This window comes from Mycobacteriales bacterium (genome assembly GCA_035690485.1).
Classification (GTDB): domain Bacteria; phylum Actinomycetota; class Actinomycetes; order JAFAQI01; family DASSKL01; genus DASSKL01.
The window spans coordinates 21497-44064 of record DASSKL010000005.1; the positions used below are offsets into that span (position 1 = coordinate 21497).

Here is a 22568-nt window from a genome sequence, read left to right on the forward strand (position 1 = left end):
ACGGCCACGAGTCAGGCATGCCGATGGCCAGCAGTGCCGTGCCCGTCGAGTGCGTCGACGTGAGCGCCTACACGATCCCGACCGATCAGCCGGAGTCCGACGGCACGCTCCAGTGGGACTCGACGACGATGGTCCTCGTCGAGGCGAGCGCGGGAGGCCGCACCGGGATCGGCTACTCCTACACGCACGCCTCGGCCGCGGACCTCGTCAGCGGCAAGCTCGCCGGGGTCGTGCAGGGCATGGACGCCATGCGCGTGCAGGCGGCGTGGGCGAGCATGCTGCACGAGCTGCGCAACTTCGGCCAGACCGGCATCTCGATGATGGCGGTCTCCGCCGTCGACATCGCCCTGTGGGATCTCAAGTCGCGGCTGCTCGACGTGCCGCTCGTGGTCGCCATCGACGCGGTGCACGAGGCGGTCCCGATCTACGGCAGCGGCGGCTTCACGTCGTACACCAACGACGAGCTCGCCGAGCAGCTGCGCGGCTGGGCCCGGCAGGGCATCGGCCAGGTGAAGATGAAGACCGGCCGCGACCCCGACGCCGACCACGAGCGGCTGCGCGTCGCACGGCAGGCGATCGGGGCCGACGTCGACCTCTTCGTCGACGCGAACGGCGCGTTCACCCGCAAGCAGGCGCTGCGCTGGGCGCATATCTACGCCGACGCGGGCGTGCGTTGGTTCGAGGAGCCGGTCACCTCCGACGACCTCGCGGGTCTGCACCTGCTGCGCGACAGCGGGCCCGGTGGGCTCGACATCGCGGCCGGGGAGTACGGCTGGAACCTGCCCTACTTCCAGCACATGCTCGATGCCGAGGCGGTCGACTGCCTGCAGGCCGACGTGACGCGGTGCGGCGGCATCACCGGCTTCCTGCGCGTCGGGGCGCTCTGCGACGCTCGCACGATCGATCTGTCGGCACACTGCGCGCCGCAGGTCAGCGCGCAGGCGTGCACGGCGATCTGGCACCTGCGCCACCTGGAGTACTTCCACGACCACGTGCGGATCGAGCACATGGCGTTCGACGGTTGCCTGTCGCCGGAGGGTGGCGCGCTGCGGCCCGACCGAAGCCGGCCGGGCCTGGGTCTCGACCTCAAGCGCGCGGATCTCGAGCAGTGGCGGGTGCGATGACCGACGAAGACGCGGCCCCCATCGCCCGACTACGTCGCGGGCTGACCCGTAGCGCCGCCCCAGCGACGTTCGATGCGTACGCCGACGAACAGGCTCAGCAGCACGAGCGCGGCGCCGACCAGCCCGTCGAGGAAGTAGTGGTTGGCGGTCAGCACGATCGAGGTGAACATTGCCAGCGGCATGAGCAGCCCGACCAGCCGCAACGGTCGCCACCGCGCACAGAGGAACACCGCCAGCCCCATCAGCAGGTCCCAGCCGAGGTGGAAGCTCGGCATCGCGGCGTACTTGTCGACGAGGTTCGGCGGCTGCAGCACGTGGTACGCGGCGGAGTGCAGGCTCACCGTGTCGACGAGGCCGAGGCCGGCCAGGCGCGGCGGCGCCACCGGGAACCAGATGAAGAACACCAGGCCGAGCGCGAACGACACGAACAGCGCGTTGCGGGTGACGCGGAACCAGCGGCGGTGGTTGATCGCCAGCCACACCATCACCGCGATGATCACCGGCCAGTGTCCCCACACGTAGATCCAGTTGAGGACCGTCACCAGCACGTGGTTGTCGGTGATCGCGTCCTGCAGCGTGCCCTCGTGGAAGAGGCCCAGCGCCCGCTCGACGTGAACGATCGACTGCGCGTGCCGCAGCGCGTCGTCGGCGTCGGCGTGCGTGAGGGCGCGGACGCCGAAGTAGGCGCCGAAGGCCGTGAGCACGACGGCCGCGTCGCGCAGCAGCAGGAGGGCGAGGGCGCGCCGGCTGCGCCGGGCCGGGACGGCCACGACGGGTGCCCCCGGACGTGCGACCGCCATGCCGACCTCCCCCCGGAGAACCCGATGCCCTCGGCATTATCGCGCACCGCGGACCCTTCGGACAGCGGCTCGCGGCACGTCACCAGCGGCGCAGCAGCGCCTCCGCGCCTTCGGCGAGCTCGCGTACGACGTCGGCGGCCGGCCCCCTGCGGCGTACGGCGGCGACCCCCTGGCCGGCGTAGACGTTCGCGGTCGAGAAGTCGCTCGCCTTGCGCGCCGCCAGCAGCGCCACGCCGGCCTCGTCGGTGGCGGCCAGCTCGTCCTCGTGGCCGGCCCAGCGCTCGGTGAAGTCGTTGCGCAGGGCGCGGCCGCCGAACTGCGCCGGCCACGGGATCTTCTGCGCCACGTCGAAGACCCGGGTGTAAACGGTGTCGGTCTCGCGCGCCGCGACCGCTCGGTCGCGGGCGGCCGGGTCGTTGATCGCCTCGTCGGTGGCGAGCAGCGCGGTGCCGACCCACGCGCCGGTGGCGCCGGCGGCGAGCACCGCGGCGAACGCCCGCGGAGAGGTGACTCCTCCGGCGGCGAGCACCGGCACCTGCACCGCGTCGAGCACGGCCGCGAGCAGCGGCAGCGTCGCCACGGCGTCGCGCCCGTGCCCGCCTCCCTCGCTGCCGCGGGCCACCACGATGTCGACGCCGGCGTCCTGCGCCTGCACCGCTTCGGTCGCGTCGCCGACCTGGGTCGCGACGACCACGCCGGCCTCGTGCAACCGGGAGACCCACGGCTGCAGGGCGCCGAAGCTGACCGAGACCAACCTCGGGCGGGCGGCGAGCACCGCGTCGACCTGCGCGGGCACGTGTTCGAGGGCCCAGCCCATCAGCCCGATGCCGAACGGCCGTCCGGTGCCGGCGGCCTGCTCCGCCTGACCGCCGATCCACTCCAGCGGAGTTGTGCTGCCGACACCCACCATGCCGAGAGCGCCGGCCGCGCTGACGGCCGCCGCCAGCCGGCCGCCCGCGACGCCTGCCATCGGGGCGCCGACCAGCGGCACATCGAGGGAGAACGTGTCGGTCAACCAGGTCTGCAGCATGAGGACAGTCTCGCGCGCGGCCGATGCGGTCAGAGATCGAGGTCGACGACGACGGGAGCGTGGTCGCTCGGACCCTTGCCCTTGCGCGCGTCGCGGTCGACGTAGGCGTCGCGCACCTTCTCCGCGGCAGTGGCGCTGGCGTAGACCAGGTCGATGCGCATGCCCATGTTCTTGTGGAACATCCCCGCCCGGTAGTCCCAGTAGGTGTAGGGGGTGTCGTGCTTCATCGCGCGCGGCACCACGTCGGTCAGCCCGAGCGCGCGCAGGTCGGCGAGTGCGGCGCGCTCGGCGTCGGTCACGTGGGTCGAGCCGACGAACGCGCCCGGGTCCCAGACGTCGGCGTCCGTCGGCGCGATGTTGAAGTCGCCGGTCACGACGAACGGCCCGCGCGCCACCTCCGGCGCCAGCGCGTCGCGCAGGGCGGCCAGCCACTCCAGCTTGTAGGCGTAGTGCGGGCTGTCGAGAGAGCGGCCGTTGGGCACGTAGACCGACCAGATGCGCAGCGGGCCGCAGGTCGCCCCGATCGCCCGCGCCTCGACGGCCGGCGGCGTGCCGATCAGCGCCGGGTCGTCCTCGTCCGGCGGAGGAGCGTAGGCCGGCTGGCCCGAGAACCCCAGCTCGACGTCGGCCAGCCCCACGCGGGTGAGGATCGCGACGCCGTTCCAGCGGCCGTCGCCATTGGCCGCGACCTCGTAACCGCGGGACTCCGCCCCCTCGCTCGGGAACGCATCACCCCGGCACTTGATCTCCTGCAGGCACAACACGTCGGGCTCGGCCAGGTCGAGCCACTCTTCCAGGCGCGGCAGCCGGGCCCCGATCGAGTTGACGTTCCAGGTCGCGATCCTCACTGCGCTTGGACGACCGCTCCCGACTCGATCAGTGCGTCGACGTCGTCGACTCCCCAGGAGGTCAGCGCCTCGCGGGTGTTCTCCCCGGGCGCGGGCGGCTTGCGCTGCACCGCTCCCGGCGTACGGGAGAACCGCGGTGACGGCGCCGGCTGTACGACGCCGTCGCGGTCGATCAGCGTGCCGCGGGCTGCGATGTGGTGATGCTCGTGCGCCTCGCCGAGCGAGAGGACCGGCGCAACGCACGCGTCCGTGCCCTCGAAGACCTTGGCCCAGTCGTCGCGGGTGCGCTCCTTGAACCGCCCGGCGAACGTCGCCCGCAGCTCGCCCCACCGCGACCGATCGTGCTGGCCGGGTAGGTCGGCCTGGTCGAGCTCGAGCAGCCGCAGCAGCTCGGCATAGAACTGCGGCTCGAGCGCCCCGACCGCCATCCACTTGCCGTCGGAGGTCTCGTAGACGTCGTAGAACGGCGCTCCGGTGTCGAGCAGGTTCGAACCCCGCCGGTCGGCCCAGAAGCCCGAGCCCAGCATCCCGTAGATCATCGCAGCGAGGGTGGCGGTGCCGTCGACGATCGCGGCGTCGACGACCTGGCCCTTGCCCGACTTCTGGGCCTCCCACAGCGCGGCCAGCATGCCGAACGCCAGCAGCATGCCGCCGCCGCCGAAGTCGCCCAGCAGGTTCAGCGGCACCTGCGGCGGGCCGCCCTCGCGACCGATCGCGTGCAGCGCGCCAGTCAACGCGATGTAGGCGATGTCGTGGCCGGCGGTCGAGGCCATCGGCCCCTCCTGGCCCCAGCCCGTCATCCGGCCGTAGACCAGCTTCGGGTTGCGCTGCCAGCAGGCGTCCGGCCCGATGCCGAGCCGCTCGGCGACCCCGGGCCGGTAGCCCTCCATGAGGATGTCGGCCTGGGCGGCGAGCCGCAGGACGACCTCGGCACCGCCGGGGTTCTTCAGGTCGACCGCGACGGAGCGCCGGCCGCGGTTGGTGACCTCGAAGCGCGTGTCGACGACGCGACCGCTGCCGCTGGGCCGGTCGATGCGGATCACGTCCGCACCCAAGTCGGCGAGCAGCATCGCGCAGAACGGCCCGGGGCCGATGCCCGCGATCTCGACGACCTTGAGGTCGGAGAGAGGACCGCTGCCCATCACTGCAGCTTCGGCAGCAGGCCGGTCAGCTCGTCGCCGCTGGACAGCGGGACGATGTAGCCGTCGCGGTTCTCGATGTCGTCCCAGTGCTTGGCGATCTCCTCGGCGCTGGGCTTGTTGCCCTTGCCGGCGAACCAGCCGTCGGTCAGGCCGATGAAGACCCGGGAGTAGCGGCCGGCCGCCGCGCTGAACACCTCGTGGGTCACCTCGCACGCCTCGCTGGCGAGGTAGACGACCAGCGGCGTCACGAGCTCGGGGTCGAGCAGGTCGGCCGCCGGGCCGAGCAGCTCCTCGGTCATCCGGGTGCGGGCGACCGGCATCACGACGTTGCTCTTGATGCCGTACTTCGCGCCCTCGATCGCCAGGACGTTGGAGAAGCCGGTGAGCCCGGTCTTCGCCGCGCCGTAGTTGGTCTGGCCGAAGTTGCCGAACATGCCGGCGTTCGACGAGGTGAACACCAGCCGGCCGTAGCCCTGGTCCTTCATCACCCGGAAGGCCGGCTGGGTGACGTAGAACGCTCCCTTGAGGTGCACGTCGAGCACCGCGTCGAGGTCGGCCCACTCGAGGTTGGCGAAGCTCTTGTCGCGCAGGATGCCGGCGTTGTTGATGACGACGTCGATCTTGCCGAACTTGTCGATCGCGGTCTTGACGATCGCCGCGCCACCCTCGGGGGTGGCCACCGAGTCGTACGACGCGGCGGCGTCGCCGCCGGCGGCCTTGATCTCCTCGACGACCTCGTCGGCCGCCGACGAGCTGGCGCCGGTGCCGTCGCGGGCACCGCCGAGGTCGTTGACGACCACGGCCGCGCCGCGCTTGGCCAGCTCCAGCGCATAGGTCTTGCCCAGGCCGTGGCCGGCCCCGGTCACGATGACGACGCGGCCGTCGAAGGAGATGTCGGTCACGGGTTCCTCTCTCAGTGGTGCTCGGCGCCGCCCTCGGGCGTCGGGGCGACAGGTTCAGCGGGCGGGTTGCGGCTCGATCCTCGCAGCCTGCTCGAGCAGCAGGCGAGCCACCCGGTCACGGTGCTCGTGCGCATCGCCCAGGAGCAGCCGGTCGACCTTGGCGCGCCGCCAGTAGACGTGCGCGTCGTGCTCCCAGGTGAAGCCGATGCCGCCGTGGACCTGGATCAGCGTCTCGGCGACCCGCTCCACCGCGTCGGAGGCGTAGGCCGCCGCGGCGCTCGCGTGCAGGGACAGCGTCTCGGGGTCCTCGTCGGCGGTCCAGGCCGCGAGCCAGACCAGCGAACGCAGCTGCTCCTCGTAGACGTAGGCGTCGACCAGCATGTGCTTGACCGCCTGGAAGCTGCCGATCGGCCGGCCGAACGCGACCCGTTCCTTGGCGTAGGCGACCGCCTTTGCGACCGCGGCCGACGTCGTACCGAGGTCCTCCGCGGCCAGCACGATCGCCGCGATGTCGCGGGCGCGCCGCCAGACCGCGGCGACCTTCTCGTCCCCGAGCAGCACCGTCGCGTGCGCCCCGTCGAAACGCACCGGCGCGAGGCCGCGGGTCGGGTCGATGGGCTCGCGGGGCTCGATCGTGACACCCGACCCGACCTCGACCGCCACGAGCGCGCCACCGGCCAGTGTGACGACGGTCTGCGCCGCGACGGCGTCGAAGGCCGGGTGGGTCGAGCCGCTCAGCGAGCCGCCCGACAGCGAGAGCTCGGCCGGGTCGGCGACGCTGATCGCGCGGGCACCCTCGACGACCTCGGCGAGGAGCCGGGCAGCTTCGGCCGAACCGCCGGCCGCGGCGGCCTGCAGCAGCACAACGGCGCGTGCCGCCGTGCCGGTCAGCGGCACCGGGGCGATCACCCGGCCGGCCTGCTCGGCCACGACCGCGAGGTCGAGCACGGTGCCGCCGCTGCCGCCGTGCTCCTCCGCCGCGAGCAGGCCGAGGAAGCCCATCTCCGCCAGCTCCGGCCGCAGGTCGGGCAGCGTGGCGGCACCGTCGAGCAGCGAGCGCGCGATCTCGGTGCCGGGGTTCTTCTCGAAGTAGTCACGGGCGGTGCTCTGCAGAAGCCGCTGCTCCTCGGACAGCGCGAAGTCCATGGCTCAGGCCCCCTTGCGGCCGAGGATCTCGGCGGCCGGCTTGTCCTTGTCGAGGCGTGGCTCCGGCGGCAGGCCGAGCACCCGTTCGCCGAGGATGTTCTTGAGCACCTCGTTGGTGCCGCCGGCGATCGCGATGCCGGGCAGCGACGCCTGCACGTTCTGCCACCGCGCGTCACCCGCACCGCTTTGCTGGAACACCGCGTCATCGAGCTGCATCCGGACGCCCAGGTCGGCGATCCGCCGCGCCACCGCCGTGCCGGCGAGCTTGCCGGCGCTGCCCTCGGGGCCGGGCAGCTGGCCCTTCGACAGCGCGGTGAGGCGCCGGTAACCGGTGTAGCGGCAGGCGAGCGACTCGATCCAGCACTCGGCCAATTCTTGGCGGGCGACCGCCGCCCGGTCGGGCGAGAGCGACTCGATGCGCTCGGCGACGGTCTCGACCAGGCTCTCGACGCTGCCGCCGAGGTCGGTGCCGCCGCCACCGATCGCCATGCGCTCGTTCATCAGCGTGGTGATGGCGACCCGCCAGCCGTCGTTGACGTCGCCGAGCCGCCAGTCGTCGGGCACCTCGACGTCGTCGAGGAAGACCTCGTTGAAGCCGGCGTCACCGCTCATCTGCTTCAGCGGGCGGACGGTCACGCCCGGGTGGTGCAGGTCGATGATGAACATCGTGAGCCCGCGGTGCTTCGGCAGCGACGGGTCGGTGCGGGTGATGATGATCCCGTAGTCGCTGTACTGCGCGCCGGACGTCCACACCTTCTGGCCGTTGATGCGCCAGCTGCCGTTGTCGCGGACCGCCCGGGTCGACAGGGCGGCGAGGTCGCTGCCGGACCCCGGCTCGCTGAACAGCTGCGCCCAGATCTCCTCGCCGCGCAGCAGCGGCGGCAGGAACCGCGCCTTGTGCTCCTCGGTGCCGTGGCCGATGATCGTCGGCCCGCACATGCCGACGCCGATCAAGCCGATCAGCCCGGGAACCTCGGCGCGCGCGATCTCCTGGTTGGCGATCACCTGCTGCATCGGGGTGCCGCCCTGGCCGCCGTACTCCTTCGGCCACTGGATGCCGACCAACCCGCCCTCGTAGAGCACCCGCTGGTTGTGCTTGTGTGCCTCGACGTCGTCGACCTCGGCCCGGCCGCGTCCGGTGTGGAGCTCGTGGCTGTGCTCCTCCAGGTACGCGCGCACCGTCTGCCGGTACGCCGCCTCTTCCGGACTGTCGTCGATGTCCATGCAAGGACCTCCTCGCCGGGCGGGGCCTGTAATCTGAGGGTGACGTCAGGTACCACAACATCTCCCCGTGCATTCGTCAACCAAGGGAGCCCCACGTGGCCGTCGCCGCCGACGAGATCGGGCCGGCGCTCACCGCTGAGCTGGCGCGGCAGTGGGAGCAGGACGTCGAGGTGGTCGCCCTGCGCCGGCTGTCCGGCGGCGCGTCGATGGAGACCTGGAGCCTCGACGTGCGCCGCGACGCCGTGACCGTCCCCGCGATCCTGCGCTGCGACCGGCGGGGCGCCGCACCGGGCGGTGCGATGCGGGTCGACCGTCCCGACGAGCGCCGGGTGCTCGAGCTCGTGCACGACCGCGGCGTGCCGGTGCCCGCGGTGCTGGCGGGCGGCGACCGCGAGTCGGCCCTCGGCATGACCTGGCTGCTGATGGAGCGGCTCGAGGGCGAGACGATCGCGCGCAAGCTGCTTCGCGACGACGCGTTCGCGTCGGCCCGTCCGCTCGTCACCGGGCAGTGCGCCCGGGCGCTCGCCGGCATCCACACCGTCACCGCCGCGGAGGCGGCCTTCCTCGGCCCCCCGCGCGACGCCGAGTCGATGCTGCGCGAGCAGCTCGACCTCCTCGACATGCTGGGCGAGCCGTCACCGGCCTTCGAGTTCGGCGTGCGGTGGCTGCTCGGTCACCTGCCGCCACCGGTCGAGCCGGCCCTCGTGCACGGCGACTTCCGCACCGGCAACCTGATGATCGGGCCCGACGGGCTGCGCGGCGTCCTTGACTGGGAGCTCGCCCACGTCGGCGACCCGCGCGAGGACCTCGGGTGGTTCTGCGTGCGGGCCTGGCGGTTCGGCAACGACGCGGCCGTCGCCGGGGGCTTCGGCTCCCGGGAGGAGCTCGTCACGGCCTACGCCGAGGCCTCCGGGCGCGACGTCGACATCGACGCGGTGCGGTTCTGGGAGACCTGCGGCACCCTGCGATGGGGGATCATGTGCATGGTGCAGGCCGCCGGGCACCTGTCCGGCGCCGTGCGCAGCGTCGAGCTGGCGGCCATCGGGCGGCGGGTCTCGGAGAACGAGCACGACCTGCTGGAGCTCATCGCAGCGGCAGCGGGCTGAGGAGGCCGAGTGGAGAACCGTCCGACCGCCGCCGAGCTGGTCATCGCGGTCGCCGACTGGCTGCGGACCGACGCGATGCCCGCGCTGCCCGGCGCGCTCGGCTTCCAGGCTCGGGTGGCGGCCAACGCGCTGGGCATCGTCGCGCGTGAGCTCGAGGCGGGTCCGGGGCACTTCGCCGCCGACCGCGCGTCGGTGGCCGGCCTCGCGGAGGCCGAAGGCACCGACCGCGAGCTGCTCGCCGCGCTGTCGGCCCGGATCCGTGCCGGTGCTCTCGACGACCGCGCCGGCGAGGTCCTCGAGGCGCTGCGCCCGCTGGCCCGGCACAAGCTCGAGATCGACAACCCGAAGCACCTCACGACCGGGACCGCCGGATGAGCGAGCCGTCCGCGCAGCGGTGGGCCGAGCGGGTCGTCGGCGCCACCCACGTCGAAGGCCGCCGCGGCTCCGGCGCGGTCACCCCGATCGGGGCGCGCGGGCAGCGGACCCGGGCGGCACTGCTCACGGCGGCGCACCGGCTGTTCGGGGAGCAGGGCTACCAGGCCACCACCGTCGCGCAGATCGCCGAGGCGGCGGGTGTGAGCCTCGGCACCTTCTACCAGTACTTCGCCGACCGGCAGGCCATCGTCGCCGAGCTCGTCGGCCAGGCGGTCGCGCGCGTCATGGGCCCGGCCCAGGGCATGGAAGACCGCCTCTGGCGGGTGCGCGACGGCCGGCCGGGGCTGGAAAAGATGATCACCGCCTACGTCCGGCTCGTCGCCGAGGACATCCACTTCTGGCGCGCCTGGGACGAAGTGAGCCACACCGACGAGCGGCTCGCCCGCGTGCGCCGCGACCTCGGCCGCGTGCTCACCGAGTCGGTCGAACGCGAGCTGTACCGGGGACTGCGGCTCGGCGTCGTACGCCCCGCGCTCGACCCGGTGCTGACCGCCCGCGCGTTGACCGGCATGGTCGACCGCTTCGTCTACACGACCTACTTCTTCGACCCGCCCGACCCGGTACCGACCCCCGACGAGTCGGCCCGGCTGATCACCGACCTGTGGGTCGGAGCCCTCGGTCTGCAGAACCCGCCCCAAGGAGGCACTGATGAACGCTCGTGACGCCGTCATCGTCGACGCCGTCCGTACCCCCGTCGGCAAGCGTGGTGGCGCGCTGTCGCAGCTGCACGCTGTCGACGTGTCCGCACGCGTCCTCCAGGCGCTCGCCGCGCGCAACGACCTCGACCCGGTCGAGGTCGACGACGTCATCTGGGGGTGCGTCATGCAGGTCGGCGAGCAGGGGGTCAACGTCGGCCGCAACGCCGTGCTCGGCGCCGGCTGGCCCGAGTCGATCCCCGGCACCACCGTCGACCGGCAGTGCGGGTCGTCGCAGCAGTCGGTGCACTTCGCGGCGGCGGGCCTGGTCGCCGGGCACTACGACGTCGTCGTCGCCGGCGGCGTCGAGATGATGACCCGGGTGCCGATGGGCTCCTCACGCGGTCAGGACGTCGGCAAGCCGTTCGGCCCGATGGTCATGGAGCGCTACGACGGGGCGCGGTTCAACCAGGGCCTCGGGGCCGAGATGATCGCCGAGCGGTGGGGCCTGTCCCGCACTCAGCTCGACGAGTTCTCCCTGGAGTCGCACGAGAAGCTGGCGGCCGCGATCGACGAGGGCCGGTTCTCCGACGAGATCGTCCCGGTCGACCTGCCCGACGGCACCACGATGACGACCGACGAGGGCGTACGCCGCGGCGGCACGGTCGAGAAGATGGCCACGCTGAAGCCCGCCTTCAAGGAGGACGGCGTCATCACCGCCGGCAACTCCTCGCAGATCTCCGACGGGTCGGCCGCGCTGCTGATGATGACCTCGGAGAAGGCGAAGGCGCTCGGCATGGAGCCGATCGCCCGGGTGCACTCGGCCGCGCTCGCCGCCGCCGACCCGGTCATCATGCTGACCGCGCCGATCCCGGCGACCAAGAAGGTGCTCGCGCGTTCCGGCCTGACGATCGACCAGATCGGTGCCTTCGAGGTCAACGAGGCGTTCGCCCCGGTGCCGCTGGCGTGGCTCCACGACATCGGCGCCGACCCCAAGGCGGTCAACCCCAACGGTGGCGCGATCGCGATCGGGCACCCGCTCGGCGGCTCGGGCGCCCGGCTCATGACGACGCTGGTGCACCACATGCGGCACAACGGCGTCCGCTACGGGCTGCAGACGATGTGCGAAGGCGGCGGCATGGCCAACGCGACGATCCTCGAGCTGCTCTAACCCGATCGGCCAACCCGCCTCGGGTTCTCTTTCGCGTCTTCTGCCGCGGTGTAGGGCCTTGACGATCTCCATTCGGCCCCACACCGCGGCAGTAGACGCAAGGCGGCGAGCAGAGGACGGGCAGCGGTGGGGCGGGGGCCTTCGACTACCGCGGGGCGGGGGCCCTTCGACTACCGCGGGGCGAGGGCCAGTGCGGCCTCGTGGTAGCTCATGCCGAGCGGGATCGGCGCGAGCGCCGGCACGGTGACGCCGTTGTCCATGTAGGCGCGGATCACCTCGCGGCAGTGCTCGGCCGGGCCGTGGATGATCAAATCGTCGACGACCTGGTCGGGGATGGCCTCGAGGGCACCGGCGCGGTCGCCGGCCTTCCACTTCTCCCACATCGGTGCGAGCGCCTCGCCGCGGCCGAGCCAGTCGTGGAACGCCGCGTAGACCGGGACGTTGAGGTAGGCCGCGACCATCCGCCGGGCGATGGTGCGCACCGTGTCGGCGTCCTCCGACGGGCAGACGAAGATCCGCGCGACGACGTCCTTGCCGGTGCCGACGTAGGGCACCACGGTCTTCACGTCCTCGGCCGACAGCCAGTTGATGATCGCGCCGTCGCCCTCCTCGCCCGCGAGGGTCAGCATCTTCGACCGCAGCGCGGCGATCAGGATCTTCGGCGGCTGCGCGGGTGCCCGCTCGAGCCGGAAGCCCTTGACGGTGAAGGTCTCGAACGCCTCGTCGACCTTCTCCCCGGCCAGCGCCTTGCGCAGGAACCGCACGGTGTCGCGCACCCGCTGCAGCGGCTGCTCGAACGGGATGCCGTTCCAGCGCTCGACGATCACGTTCGACGACGAGCCCACGCCGAAGGTGAACCGGCCCGGCGCTGCGTCGGCCATCGTCGCCACCGACATCGCCAGCAACCCGGGTCCGCGGGTGTAGGCCGGCACGATCGCCGTGCCCAGCTGCGCCGACGGCACCCACTGCGACGCCAGCGCCAGCGGGGTGAACGCATCCGCGCCGCCCGCCTCCGCCGACCAGAAGTCGGTGTAGCCCGCGTCCGCCACCTCGCGCAGCTTGTCGGCGTGCTCGGCGAGCGGGGTGTCCATGTAAGGGATCGTCAGCCCGTAGCGCATGGCCGCGACTATCCCACCCGGTCGACCTGCCTTGAGCCGCGCACCCCGCCGCCCTAGCGTTCCCTCGGTGGGAGCAGCCGCCGGTCTGTCGCCCCAGCACCGGCGTCTGCTGTGGCTCCTCGGGGTCGCGAGCTTCTTCGAGGGCTACGACTTCAGCGCGGTCACGGTCGCGCTGCCGCAGCTGCGCGACACGTTCGGCCTCAGCCAGTCGACCGCCTCGCTGTGGGTCGCGATCCTCTACCTGGGCGCGGCGCCCGCGCTGTGGCTGAGCCGCTACGCCGACCGCGCCGGCCGCCGGCGCGCCCTGCTCATCTCCATCACCGGCTACACGATCGCCACCGCGGCCACCGCAGTCGTGCCGAGCATCGAGGCCTTCGTCGGGGTGCAGTTCGCGGCCCGGCTCTTCCTCGCGGCCGAGGTCGCCTTGGCCTGGACCGTCGTCGCGGAGGAGCTGCCGGCCGACCGTCGCGGCATCGGCTTCGGCATCCTCGCGCTGGCATCCGCGCTGGGCAGCGGCTGGGCGTCGATCCTGCAGGGCGCGCTGCTCGCGCCGCTGCACGGCAGCTGGCGGTGGCTGTACGCCGCCGCCGTACCCGTCCTCGTCGTCGCGGCGCTGCTGCGCCGGTCGCTGCCGGAGAGCAGCCGTTTCGCGACGGTGGCCCGCCGGCAGGAGCTCGCCCAGCGCTGGACCGCGATCCTGCGCCCCCCGCACCTCGGCCGCCTGGCGCTGCTCGCCGGCACCGTGTTCCTGCTGCAGCTCACCAGCCAGGCGATCGTCTTCGTCGTCGACTTCATGCAGACCCAGCGCGGCCTGTCGTCGTCGGCCGCCAACTTCACCCTCGTCGCCTCCGGTGCGTTGGCCCTCCCGTTGCTGGTCGTCGCGGGCCGGTTGTCCGACCGCATCGGGCGCAAGCCCATCGCCTGCATCGCGCTGCTCGTCGAGGCGGCCGGGCTGGCCTGCTTCTTCTTCCTCGCGCACACCGAGTGGGAGCTGTTCCTCGGGCTCGCGCTGACCTACGCGGGCACGTTCGGGGCCTGGCCCACCGCAGGCTCCTACGCCTCCGAGCTGTTCCCGACCGCGCTGCGGGCGCTGGGCAACTCGGCCGTCGGCGTGGCCAAGCTCCTCGGGCAGTTCTCGAGCTTCATGCTCGCGGGCGCGTTCATCGCGGCGACCGGAAGCCTCTCGGTCGCGGTGCTCGTCCTCACCGTCGGGCCGCTCGCCGGTGCCGTGCTGATCGCGCTGCACTTCCCGGAGACCGGCGGGCGAGATCTCGACGAGGTGAGCGCCGTCGCGCTGCCGCCCTACGCCGGTGTCACGGCGGTGCCCGAACCGGCCGCTCCGACGATGGTTCCGAAGATCCCTGGTGCGTGACCGCCGAACACCCCTATTGTGCGGCCATGGCCAACGCCGAGAAGCTCGCGCAGCTCGAGAACGTCCCGCTGTTCCGTGCCTGCACCAAGGGCGAGCTCAAGAAGATCGCGCGCCTGAGCGAGGAGCTGCGGGTCCCCGCCGACAAGGTGCTCGTGCGCCAGGGTGCCATCGGCCGCGAGTTCTTCTTCCTGCTCGACGGCGAGGTGCAGATCAGCCGCAACGGCAAGGAAGTCGCCGTGCTCGGCCCGGGGGGCTTCTTCGGAGAGCTCGCCCTCCTGGTGCGCGAGCCGCGTGACGCCACCGCCACGACGCTGACGCCCTCGGTGCTGCTCGTTATCGGGCAGCGGGAGTTCGGTGCCCTGCTCGCCGACTCCCCGACGATCGCACGCAAGCTGCTCGAGGGCATGGCGCAGCGGCTGCGTGATCTCGACCGCCAGACTGTGACCGCGTAACTCGCGACGCGTTCTCAGGGGCCGAGCACTCGCTCGGTGTAGGCGTTGGCGAAGACCCGTTGCGGGTCCACCTCGTCGCGCACCCGGCGGAAGTCGTCGAACCGGGGGTAGCGCTCGCGCAGCGTCGTCGCGTCGAGGAAGTGCAGCTTGCCCCAGTGCGGCCGGCCGCCGACCTCGCTCATGATCGACTCGACCGCGCGGAAGTAGCGCTCGTAGTCGGCCTTGAAGTACTGGTGCACGGCGACGTACGCCGACTCGCGCCCGCTCGCCGTCGACAGCCAGATGTCATCGGCGGCGGCGAAGCGCACCTCGATCGGGAACGAGATCGGCTCGCCCGAGGTGTCGATCCAGTCGCGGACCCCCCGCACCACGTCGCGGATCGACTCGCGCGGCACGGCGTACTCCATCTCGCGGAAGCGCACCCGCCGCGGTGACACGAAGACGCGGTGGGAGACGTCGGTGAACTCCCGCCCGCCGACCGAGCCGCCGGCGATGCGGTTGAGCCGGCGGATCAGCCGCGGCGCGGAGTGGCCGGTGCGCTGGGTCAGGCCGAACGCGAAGTTCGCCATCAGCTCGTCGTCGACCCACGACTTCCACCGGCCGAGCGGCGAGGCCTCGGCGTCGCCGGGCAGCCGGGTGTTGCGCTTGGTCAGGGTGCGGTCGGTGTGGGGGAACCAGTAGAACTCGAAGTGGTCGGTCTCGGCCACGAACTCGTCGAGCCGCTCGAGCACCTCGTCGAAGCGCATCGGCCCCTCGACCGCATGCATCAGGAACTTCGGCACGCACTGCAGCGTGACCGCGGTGACGACCCCCAGCGCGCCGATGCCGACCCGGGCCGCGGCGAACAGGTCCGGCCGCTCCTCGGCCGAGCACTCGACGACCGAGCCGTCGCCCAGCACCAGCTGCAGCCCCGCGATCTGGGTCGACAGCCCGCCGAACCTGGCGCCGGTGCCGTGGGTGCCCGTCGAGGTGGCGCCCGAGATCGTCTGCCGGTCGATGTCACCGAGGTTGGTCATCGCCAGCCCGCGGCCCTCGAGCTCCTGGTTCAGCCGGTGCAGCGGGATGCCCGCCTGCACGGTGACCCGGTCGGTGGAGGGGTCGGCAGCGAGCACCCGGTCGAGCGAGGTCATCCGCACCTGCACGCCGTCGGTGACCGCGGCCGAGGTGAACGAGTGGCCGGCGCCGACCGGCTTGACCCGCAGCCCGTCGCGGGCCGCGTCCTGCACCAGCGTCGAGACCTCGTCGACGTCGCGGGGCGCGGCGACGCGCTGCGGGCGGGCCAGCTGGTTGCGACCCCAGTTGCGCCAGACCTCTGCCATGGTGATCCCTTCGCTACGGTCCGGTGCATGCGTATCACCGACCTGCAGACACCCGCACTGCTCATCGACGCGGCACTGCTCGAGCACAACCTCACCACGATGAGCGCCGCGCTGCCCGGTGACCGGCTGCGCCCGCACGTCAAGGCGCACAAGTGCACGGCGCTCGCCCGGCGGCAGTACGACGCCGGCCACCACGGCTTCACGTGCGCGACGATCCGCGAGGTCGAGGGCATGGCGGCCGCCGGGCTCGGCGACGACCTCCTGCTCGCCAACGAGGTGCTCGACGCGCGGCGGCTCGGCGCCGTCGCCGCCGCCGGCGCGCGGGTGACGGTTGCCGTGGACTCGCCGGAGACCGTCGATGCGGCGGCAGCCGGCGGCGTGCGTGAGGTCGTCGTCGACGTCAACGTCGGCCTGCCCCGGTGCGGCTGCGACCCCGAGCAGGCCGGCCGGATCGCCGACCTCGCGCGACACGCCGGCCTGCAGGTGCGCGGCGTCATGGGCTACGAGGGACACGTCATGCCGGTCGAGGACCCGGCCGAGCGCGCCCGGCAGACCGAGGAGTGCATGGCCAAGCTGCTCGCCGCCCACGCGCTGGTCGGCGGTGAGCTGGTGTCCGGCGGTGGCACCGGCAACTACGACAGCAACACGTGGGTGACCGAGATCCAGGCCGGCTCCTACCTGCTCATGGACACCTACTACGCGAAGCTCGGGCTGCCGTTCGCGCAGGCCCTCACCGTGCTCGGCCGCGTCATCTCGGTGAGCGCCGGCGGCTGGGCCGTCGCCGATGTCGGCCTCAAGTCGCTCGGCATGGACCACGGAAACCCGAGCGTCGACGGGGCATCCGTGTGGTTCTGCTCCGACGAGCACGTGACGTTCTCCGCCGACGACTCCGCCGCGTCGCCCTGCCGGCCCGCGGTCGGTGACGTGGTGCGGGTGCTGCCCGCGCATATCGACCCGACCATGGCGATGCACGAGGTCGCGCACCTTGTCGACGGCGATCAGGTGGTCGAGACCTGGCCGATCGACCTGCGCGGCTGGTAGTGCCGGCCGACGCCTTCGCCCGGCTGACCGGCCGCCCGCCCGACGGCGTCTGGCTCGCGCCCGGCCGGGTGAACCTGATCGGCGAGCACACGGACTACAACGACGGGTTCGTGCTGCCCTTCGCCGTCGAGCAGTCGGTGCGCGTCGCCGCGGCAGCTCGCGGAGACGGGCGGCTGCGGTTGTGGTCGCAGCAGGAAGGCGGGCCGGTCGCGATCGAACTCGGCGACGTGCGTCCCGGCGCGGTCGGCGGGTGGGCGGCGTACGCCGCCGGGGCCGTTGCCCTGCTGGCCGGGTCGGCGGGGGTACGACGCGGGCTGGACCTCGTCGTCGACGGGTCGGTGCCCCGCGGTTCGGGCCTGTCGTCGAGCGCGGCGCTGACCTGCGCCGTTCTCGTCGCCGCGGCCGACCTGTGGCACGCCGACCTCGACCCGACCGCGCTGGCTCGGCTCGCCCAACGAGCCGAGCAGGACTACGTCGGCGTGCCCGTCGGGCTCATGGACCCGCTCGCCAGCCTGCTCGGTGTCGAGGGCCGAGCGCTGTTCATCGACACCCGCGCCGTCAGCGTGGAGGCCGTCCGGTGCGATCCGGCGGCGGCGGGGCTGGCCTTCCTCGTCGTCGACACGGGCGTCCGCCGGCGCCTGGCCGAGGGCGGCTACGCCGACCGCCGGGCCGCCTGCGAGCGGGCCGCCCGGCTGCTCGGAGTGCCCGCGCTGCGCGACGCCAGCCCCGAGCAGGTGCGCACCGCCGGCCTGGACGAGCGGCTGATCAGGAGGGCGTTGCACGTCGTCACGGAGAACGCCCGCACCGCCGCGGCTGCCGACCTGTTGCGGGCCGGCCGGCTCGCCGACGTGGGGCCGCTGCTCGACCTGTCGCACGCGTCGCTGCGCGACGACTTCGAGGTCTCCTGGCCCGCGGCGGACGCGACGGTCGAGGCGGTCCGCGCCGCAGGTGCGTTGGGCGCCCGCATGACCGGGGGCGGGTTCGGCGGCTGCGTCGTGGTGCTTGCGCCGGCCGACCGGGTCGGCGACGTCACCGCGGCGGTCGTCGAGCGGGCCGGGCGTGACGGCTTGCCGGTCCCCGGCGTCAGCACGGTGCGCCCCGCGGCCGGCGCGCGCCGAGTCTCCTGAGATCTCGGCCCGGGGTCAGCCGACCCGGCGGGCTCGGGCGGCCCAGCGGTCGCCGTACGTCCCCTCGTGCCGCGAGACCTCCAGGGGCAGCCCGAAGCACTGCGACAGCGGCCCTTCGGTGAGCACCTCGTCGGCGGGACCGGTGGCGACGACGTGGCCGTGACGCAGCAGCACCGCGTGTGTGGTCGTCGGGGGGAGGTCCTCGAGGTGGTGGGCGACGAGCACGGTCGCGAGCTCTGGGTGGTCGTGGACGAGCGAGGTCACTGCGTCGACGAGCGCCTCGCGGCCCGGTAGGTCGAGGCCGCTGGCCGGTTCGTCGAGCAGCAGCAGGAGTGGCCGTGGCATCAGCGCGCGGGCGATCCGCGCCCGGCCCATCTCGCCCGCCGAGCACGTCGTGACGTCACGGTCGGCGAGCGCGGCCATGCCGACCCGCTCCAGCAGCGCGGCCGCGCGGTCGTGCTCGGCCGGTCCGTAGCGGTCGGGCAGCGGCTGCACCGTGCCGCTCACCCCGGTCAGCACGTAGTCGTGCACCGACAGCCGGGGCACGCGCAGCCGCGCGTCGACGACGCCGACGTCGGCCCGCAGCTCCCGCAGATCCACCGCGCCGAGGCGCCGACCGAGTACCCACACCTCACCGCGGCTCGGGTGGCGCATGCCACCGGCGAGCGACAACAGCGTCGACTTGCCCGCGCCGTTGGGTCCGAGCAACGCCCAGTGCTGCCCGGGGTGCACGTCGAGGTCCACGTCGGCGAGCACCGGTGCCGTGTCGGGCGGCCACACGGTCGCCCCGCGCAGCCGGAGCAGCGGGTCGGCCGGCGCGTTCACCCGGTCAGTCTCTCGTGACGGTGCGTGACCCGGCGACTCGAGGGGCACACCTCGGGCCGAGGAGGCGCCATGACGACCGGCCTGGACCGCCGGGCGCGGAAGACGTCCCGGCGGCAGGGTCGGCGCGGGCACCGGTTGCTCGACGGCGCGCGGGCCCTCGCCGACCGGATCCGCAGCAGCTTCGCGCTGGACCGGCTCGCCCGGCTGGGTCTGATCGCCCGCACCGTGCTGTACCTGCTGCTCAGCTACCTGACCGTGCGGGTGGCCACGGGTTCGGGCACCGGCGGCAAGCAGGCCAACGCCAACGGTGCCCTGTCCGAGGTTGCCCGCACCCCGATCGGCGAGGCGCTGGTCGTCGCGGCCGCCGTCGGGTTCGCGGCGTTCGCCGTCGCCCGCTTCGTCTCCGCGGCCGCCGACCGCGACACCGGCGGGTGGCGACGGTTGAGCAGCGCCGGCTCGGGCCTGCTGTACGTCATGCTTGCGCTCGCGACCGCGTCGTGGGCGCTCGGCAACCACAGCACCGGCTCGGAGCAGGCGCACGAGGAGTCGACCGCGCGGTTCATGAGCCTGCCGGGCGGCCAGGTGATCGTGGCCGGCATCGGCGTGATCGTGGTGGCGGTCTGCGCCTGGCAGGTCCGCGTGGCGGTCACCCGTGACTACGACGACGGCTGGTGCGTCGGGGAGATGCCGTCATGGCTGCGTACGGCGATGCCGGCGGTGGCGATCAGCGGCATGGCCGCGCGCGCCGCGGTCTTCATGCCGGTGGGCATCCTGCTGGTCGCGGCCGCGGTGACCTTCGACCCGAACGACGCGAAGGGCCTCGATGCCCTGCTGCTCTCCCTGCGTGGCAGCGCGCTCGGCCTGGCGGCGCTGGCGATCGTCGCGGCCGGGTTCGGGTTGTTCAGCGTCTACTCCCTCGTAGAGACGCGCTTCCGCGACATCGAGTCGGGTGCCTGAGCGGATAAACCTCCCTCGCACGGTCAATCGGGGCGTTCCGGCGTACCGGATCGGGTACTCCCCGGACGAAGGCGTTTTCCGGATGCAGGGAGAACCGCGATGAGAGAGAGCCGCATCACCGACACCCGCCGGGTCGACCTCGGTCCCGGCTTCGCGGCGCGGCGCGCCGTCAACGACGTCCGGTGGGGTGCCGTCACCTCCGGCACGTTCGTCGGTCTGGGTTTCATGGCGCTGCTGTCGTCGCTGTGGGTCGCCTGGGGCTACGCTTCCGGCTGGGGCATCTTCAGCGACAACATCCGCTGGTGGCTGGCCGGCACGGGCATCGCCTCGTTCTTCGTGGCCGGGCTGGTCGCCGGTTACGTCTCCGGGGTCCGAGGCCCGGTCGCGGGGTTCTTCAACTCCGCCACGGTGTGGGGCCTCGTCTCGACGGTGGGCCTGGCGACCGCGCTCGGTATCGGGCTCGCGACGCTGAACCTCGACAACGCGAGCTTCACCAACCTGCACGACCAGGTCGGCAACGGCCCGCTGTGGGCCACGTTCGCCGCGATCGCGATCGGGCTGGCGGCCTGCCTGCTCGGCGGGCTGATCGGCGGCTCGATGATCCGTCGCGTCACCCACCCGGCGCTCGAGCGCCAGGGCATGGACGCCTACCCCGACGACCGCACCGCCGTCGTCGAGCGGCACGACCACGTGATGGCGGCGGGTTCCGACGACCCGGGTTACCGCGACGAGGGTCACGACCGCACGGGCTCCGGCTACGCCGCGGCCGACGTCGAGCCCGGCCGGCACCGCCGCTGACCGTCAGCCACGGTCACCGACGTTGTTGACCGACCTGCTCTGCGGGCTGATCCGGCACCCCGTGATCGGACCAACCGCCCCAGAGCAGGTCGGTCAGCTGTGTCACGAGCGTCGCCCGCGACGTGGCCCGTTTCTCGAGCCACCAGTCGCCGGCCGCCTGCACCATGCCGACGATGCCGTGCCCCCAGGCCTGGGCGAGCGGCTCGTCCTCGGGTCCGCGCCCCCGCTCCCGGGCGATGCCGGCGCCGACCTCGTCGCCGAGCCGGCGCATGAACAGCGCCACCTGCCCGCGCACCCCCGGCTCCTCGTCGGCCGCCCGGTGCATCAGGAAGCGGTAGACCTGCGGCTGCGCCTCGATCGCGCTCAGGTAGGCGTCGATCGTGGCGGCGGTCCGATCGCGTCGCGGGCCCGGAGTGGTCAGGGCGTGGCGGATGCCCGAGAGCAGCAGCTCGATGTGGCGCTCGGCCAGCGCGCGGTAGAGGCCCCCCTTGTCGCCGAAATGCCGGTAGAGGATCGGCTTGGTGATGCCGGCCTCCGCGGCGATCGTGTTCATCGACGCTTCGGGGCCGTCGCGCATGACCACGCGCTCCGCCGCGGCGAGCAGCTGCTCGCGCCGGACGGCCGACCGACTTGCCCCCGTCGGGGACGTGACCTCCGCCACGGTCACCACCACCAGTCTTGACAGAGAGTTACCTCAAGTAACAGCCTAGCGCTGACCCCCCGTCGCACGAGGAGCAGGACATGGCCGAGTTCTCGCTGCAGCTGTCCGAGGACACCCGCGAGATGCAGAAGTGGATCCACGAGTTCGCGGCCACCGTCATCCGGCCCGCGGCGCACGAGTGGGACGAGCGGGAGGAGTTCCCCTACCCGATCGTGCAGGAGGCGGCCAAGGTCGGCATCTACTCCCTCGACTTCTTCGCGGCGCAGTCCTTCGACGACTCCGGGCTCGGCCTGCCGGTCGCCATGGAGGAGGTCTTCTGGGGCGACGCCGGCATCGGCCTGTCGATCTTCGGCACCGGCCTGGCCGCCGCGGCGGTCGCGGGTAACGGCACGTCGGAGCAGATGTCCGAGTGGCTGCCCGCGATGTTCGGCACGCCCGACGACATCAAGATCGGCGCGTTCTGCAGCAGCGAGCCCGACGCCGGCTCCGACGTCGGTGCGATGAAGACCCGCGCCGTCTACGACGAGAAGACCGACGAGTGGGTGCTCAACGGCACCAAGACCTGGGCGACCAACGGCGGCATCGCCGACGTGCACGTCATCGTCGCGGTCGTCGATCCGGCGCTCGGCACCCGCGGGCAGGCCAGCTTCATCGTGCCGCCGGGCACCAAGGGCCTGTCCCAGGGGCAGAAGTTCCACAAGCACGGCATCCGGGCCTCGCACACGGCCGAGGTCGTGCTCGACGACTGCCGCATCCCCGGCGCCTGCCTGCTCGGCGGCAAGGAGAAGCTCGACGAGCGGCTCGAGCGGGCCCGCGAGGGCGAGCGCACCGGCCGCTCCCAGCCGTCGATGGCGACCTTCGAGCGCACCCGGCCCAGCGTCGCCGCGCAGGCGGTCGGCATCGCGCGGGCGGCCTACGAGTACGCCCTCGACTACGCCAAGCAGCGCGAGCAGTTCGGCCGGCCGATCATCCAGAACCAAGGCGTGGCCTTCAAGCTCGCCGACATGAAGACCGCGATCGACGCGGCCCGGTTGCTGGTCTGGCGCGCCGCGTGGATGGCCCGGCAGAGCGTGCCGTTCGAGAACGCCGAGGGCTCGATGTCGAAGCTCTTCGCGGGCGAGACCGCGGTATGGGTCACCGACGCGGCCATCCAGATCCTCGGCGGCAACGGCTACACCCGCGACTATCCCGTCGAGCGGATGCACCGCGACGCGAAGATCTACACGATCTTCGAGGGCACCAGCGAGATCCAGCGGCTCGTGATCAGCCGGGCCATCTCCGGCATGCGCATCGAGTAGCCGCGGTCACGCCGCAAACGGCCGGCCCGCAGCTCGA

23 protein-coding genes are annotated in these 22568 nt (G+C 72.7%); 12 read left to right on the top strand and 11 right to left on the bottom strand.

Translation table 11 applies throughout. The features are described from left to right. The first annotated feature begins 17 nt into the window (after positions 1-17). Positions 18-1124 carry an enolase C-terminal domain-like protein gene (locus VFJ21_00375; protein ID HET7405577.1) on the top strand — a complete coding sequence of 369 codons (1107 nt, stop codon included), beginning with the start codon at positions 18-20 and terminating at the stop codon, positions 1122-1124. A 29-nt stretch (positions 1125-1153) separates the two neighbouring features. Here VFJ21_00375 and VFJ21_00380 read toward each other — a convergent pair whose 3' ends face one another. The 7 genes from VFJ21_00380 to VFJ21_00410 form a co-directional block, all read right to left on the bottom strand. Next, positions 1154-1924: a phosphatase PAP2 family protein gene (locus VFJ21_00380; protein HET7405578.1), complete on the bottom strand. Its 771-nt coding sequence runs from the start codon at positions 1922-1924 to the stop codon at positions 1154-1156. 79 nt (positions 1925-2003) lie between these two features. After that, the gene (locus VFJ21_00385) at positions 2004-2954 is read right to left on the bottom strand and encodes a nitronate monooxygenase (GenBank protein ID HET7405579.1); all 951 of its coding nucleotides are present in this window, start codon (positions 2952-2954) and stop codon (positions 2004-2006) included. Positions 2955-2983: 29 nt separating this feature from the next. Further along, the gene (locus tag VFJ21_00390) at positions 2984-3802 is read right to left on the bottom strand and encodes an exodeoxyribonuclease III (GenBank protein HET7405580.1); all 819 of its coding nucleotides are present in this window, start codon (positions 3800-3802) and stop codon (positions 2984-2986) included. Further along, positions 3799-4944 carry a CaiB/BaiF CoA-transferase family protein gene (locus tag VFJ21_00395; protein HET7405581.1) on the bottom strand — a complete coding sequence of 382 codons (1146 nt, stop codon included), beginning with the start codon at positions 4942-4944 and terminating at the stop codon, positions 3799-3801. The genes VFJ21_00390 and VFJ21_00395 overlap by 4 nt, the downstream gene beginning before the upstream one ends. Next, positions 4944-5846: an SDR family oxidoreductase gene (locus VFJ21_00400; protein HET7405582.1), complete on the bottom strand. Its 903-nt coding sequence runs from the start codon at positions 5844-5846 to the stop codon at positions 4944-4946. The genes VFJ21_00395 and VFJ21_00400 overlap by 1 nt, the downstream gene beginning before the upstream one ends. A gap of 54 nt (positions 5847-5900) precedes the next feature. After that, positions 5901-6992, bottom strand: coding sequence for an acyl-CoA dehydrogenase family protein (locus VFJ21_00405; protein HET7405583.1), 1092 nt, complete (start codon positions 6990-6992; stop codon positions 5901-5903). A gap of 3 nt (positions 6993-6995) precedes the next feature. Next, positions 6996-8216 (bottom strand): acyl-CoA dehydrogenase family protein, encoded by a 1221-nt coding sequence (locus tag VFJ21_00410; protein ID HET7405584.1) that lies wholly within the window; start codon positions 8214-8216, stop codon positions 6996-6998. A 95-nt stretch (positions 8217-8311) separates the two neighbouring features. Between VFJ21_00410 and VFJ21_00415 the strand changes: the two genes are divergently transcribed. The 4 genes from VFJ21_00415 to VFJ21_00430 are packed head-to-tail and all read left to right on the top strand — an operon-like array spanning position 8312 to position 11563. Then, complete coding sequence (locus VFJ21_00415) at positions 8312-9322, top strand: phosphotransferase family protein (protein HET7405585.1); 1011 nt, start codon at positions 8312-8314, stop codon at positions 9320-9322. 9 nt (positions 9323-9331) lie between these two features. After that, the gene (locus tag VFJ21_00420; protein HET7405586.1) at positions 9332-9697 is read left to right on the top strand and encodes a DUF6285 domain-containing protein; all 366 of its coding nucleotides are present in this window, start codon (positions 9332-9334) and stop codon (positions 9695-9697) included. Beyond that, a complete protein-coding gene (locus VFJ21_00425; GenBank protein HET7405587.1) occupies positions 9694-10419 on the top strand; it encodes a TetR/AcrR family transcriptional regulator in 726 nt (241 codons plus the stop codon). Before VFJ21_00420 ends, VFJ21_00425 begins: the two co-directional genes overlap by 4 nt. After that, positions 10406-11563 carry a thiolase family protein gene (locus tag VFJ21_00430; protein ID HET7405588.1) on the top strand — a complete coding sequence of 386 codons (1158 nt, stop codon included), beginning with the start codon at positions 10406-10408 and terminating at the stop codon, positions 11561-11563. The genes VFJ21_00425 and VFJ21_00430 overlap by 14 nt, the downstream gene beginning before the upstream one ends. 170 nt (positions 11564-11733) lie before the next feature. Here VFJ21_00430 and VFJ21_00435 read toward each other — a convergent pair whose 3' ends face one another. After that, positions 11734-12681: an LLM class F420-dependent oxidoreductase gene (locus tag VFJ21_00435; GenBank protein ID HET7405589.1), complete on the bottom strand. Its 948-nt coding sequence runs from the start codon at positions 12679-12681 to the stop codon at positions 11734-11736. A gap of 67 nt (positions 12682-12748) precedes the next feature. On the opposite strand from VFJ21_00435, the gene VFJ21_00440 reads away from it, so the two are divergent. Continuing rightward, entirely contained in the window at positions 12749-14053 is a 1305-nt protein-coding gene (locus VFJ21_00440) for an MFS transporter (protein ID HET7405590.1), read from the top strand. Between the two features lie 26 nt (positions 14054-14079). Continuing rightward, positions 14080-14505 (top strand): cyclic nucleotide-binding domain-containing protein, encoded by a 426-nt coding sequence (locus tag VFJ21_00445; GenBank protein HET7405591.1) that lies wholly within the window; start codon positions 14080-14082, stop codon positions 14503-14505. A 14-nt stretch (positions 14506-14519) separates the two neighbouring features. On the opposite strand, the gene VFJ21_00450 is transcribed toward VFJ21_00445, so the two are convergent. After that, entirely contained in the window at positions 14520-15824 is a 1305-nt protein-coding gene (locus VFJ21_00450; protein ID HET7405592.1) for a D-arabinono-1,4-lactone oxidase, read from the bottom strand. A gap of 27 nt (positions 15825-15851) precedes the next feature. On the opposite strand from VFJ21_00450, the gene VFJ21_00455 reads away from it, so the two are divergent. Then, complete coding sequence (locus tag VFJ21_00455; GenBank protein ID HET7405593.1) at positions 15852-16865, top strand: alanine racemase; 1014 nt, start codon at positions 15852-15854, stop codon at positions 16863-16865. Beyond that, the gene (galK, locus tag VFJ21_00460; GenBank protein HET7405594.1) at positions 16865-17992 is read left to right on the top strand and encodes a galactokinase; all 1128 of its coding nucleotides are present in this window, start codon (positions 16865-16867) and stop codon (positions 17990-17992) included. The genes VFJ21_00455 and galK overlap by 1 nt, the downstream gene beginning before the upstream one ends. Positions 17993-18007: 15 nt before the next feature. Here the strand turns inward: galK and VFJ21_00465 are convergent, their stop codons facing one another. Continuing rightward, entirely contained in the window at positions 18008-18817 is an 810-nt protein-coding gene (locus VFJ21_00465) for an ATP-binding cassette domain-containing protein (protein ID HET7405595.1), read from the bottom strand. A gap of 69 nt (positions 18818-18886) precedes the next feature. On the opposite strand from VFJ21_00465, the gene VFJ21_00470 reads away from it, so the two are divergent. Beyond that, positions 18887-19774, top strand: coding sequence for a DUF1206 domain-containing protein (locus VFJ21_00470; protein HET7405596.1), 888 nt, complete (start codon positions 18887-18889; stop codon positions 19772-19774). 99 nt (positions 19775-19873) lie between these two features. Then, a complete protein-coding gene (locus tag VFJ21_00475) occupies positions 19874-20572 on the top strand; it encodes a YrzE family protein (GenBank protein HET7405597.1) in 699 nt (232 codons plus the stop codon). Positions 20573-20585: 13 nt separating this feature from the next. Here the strand turns inward: VFJ21_00475 and VFJ21_00480 are convergent, their stop codons facing one another. Then, positions 20586-21233, bottom strand: a complete 648-nt coding sequence (locus VFJ21_00480; GenBank protein ID HET7405598.1) for a TetR/AcrR family transcriptional regulator — start codon at positions 21231-21233, stop codon at positions 20586-20588. Positions 21234-21313: 80 nt separating this feature from the next. On the opposite strand from VFJ21_00480, the gene VFJ21_00485 reads away from it, so the two are divergent. Then, complete coding sequence (locus VFJ21_00485; GenBank protein HET7405599.1) at positions 21314-22531, top strand: acyl-CoA dehydrogenase family protein; 1218 nt, start codon at positions 21314-21316, stop codon at positions 22529-22531. The last annotated feature ends 37 nt before the right edge of the window (positions 22532-22568 follow it).

What these genes read in the sequence shown, in the direction of transcription:
- VFJ21_00475 (HET7405597.1), top strand. Translation starts at nt 19,874, where the DNA reads ATGAGAGAGAGCCGCATCACCGACACCCGCCGGGTCGACCTCGGTCCC.
- VFJ21_00435 (HET7405589.1), bottom strand. Translation starts at nt 12,681, where the DNA reads ATGCGCTACGGGCTGACGATCCCTTACATGGACACCCCGCTCGCCGAG.
- VFJ21_00450 (HET7405592.1), bottom strand. Translation starts at nt 15,824, where the DNA reads ATGGCAGAGGTCTGGCGCAACTGGGGTCGCAACCAGCTGGCCCGCCCG.
- VFJ21_00395 (HET7405581.1), bottom strand. Translation starts at nt 4,944, where the DNA reads ATGGGCAGCGGTCCTCTCTCCGACCTCAAGGTCGTCGAGATCGCGGGC.
- VFJ21_00405 (HET7405583.1), bottom strand. Translation starts at nt 6,992, where the DNA reads ATGGACTTCGCGCTGTCCGAGGAGCAGCGGCTTCTGCAGAGCACCGCC.
- VFJ21_00430 (HET7405588.1), top strand. Translation starts at nt 10,406, where the DNA reads ATGAACGCTCGTGACGCCGTCATCGTCGACGCCGTCCGTACCCCCGTC.
- VFJ21_00410 (HET7405584.1), bottom strand. Translation starts at nt 8,216, where the DNA reads ATGGACATCGACGACAGTCCGGAAGAGGCGGCGTACCGGCAGACGGTG.
- VFJ21_00385 (HET7405579.1), bottom strand. Translation starts at nt 2,954, where the DNA reads ATGCTGCAGACCTGGTTGACCGACACGTTCTCCCTCGATGTGCCGCTG.
- VFJ21_00470 (HET7405596.1), top strand. Translation starts at nt 18,887, where the DNA reads ATGACGACCGGCCTGGACCGCCGGGCGCGGAAGACGTCCCGGCGGCAG.
- VFJ21_00485 (HET7405599.1), top strand. Translation starts at nt 21,314, where the DNA reads ATGGCCGAGTTCTCGCTGCAGCTGTCCGAGGACACCCGCGAGATGCAG.
- VFJ21_00445 (HET7405591.1), top strand. Translation starts at nt 14,080, where the DNA reads ATGGCCAACGCCGAGAAGCTCGCGCAGCTCGAGAACGTCCCGCTGTTC.
- VFJ21_00380 (HET7405578.1), bottom strand. Translation starts at nt 1,924, where the DNA reads ATGGCGGTCGCACGTCCGGGGGCACCCGTCGTGGCCGTCCCGGCCCGG.
- VFJ21_00425 (HET7405587.1), top strand. Translation starts at nt 9,694, where the DNA reads ATGAGCGAGCCGTCCGCGCAGCGGTGGGCCGAGCGGGTCGTCGGCGCC.
- VFJ21_00375 (HET7405577.1), top strand. Translation starts at nt 18, where the DNA reads ATGCCGATGGCCAGCAGTGCCGTGCCCGTCGAGTGCGTCGACGTGAGC.
- VFJ21_00455 (HET7405593.1), top strand. Translation starts at nt 15,852, where the DNA reads ATGCGTATCACCGACCTGCAGACACCCGCACTGCTCATCGACGCGGCA.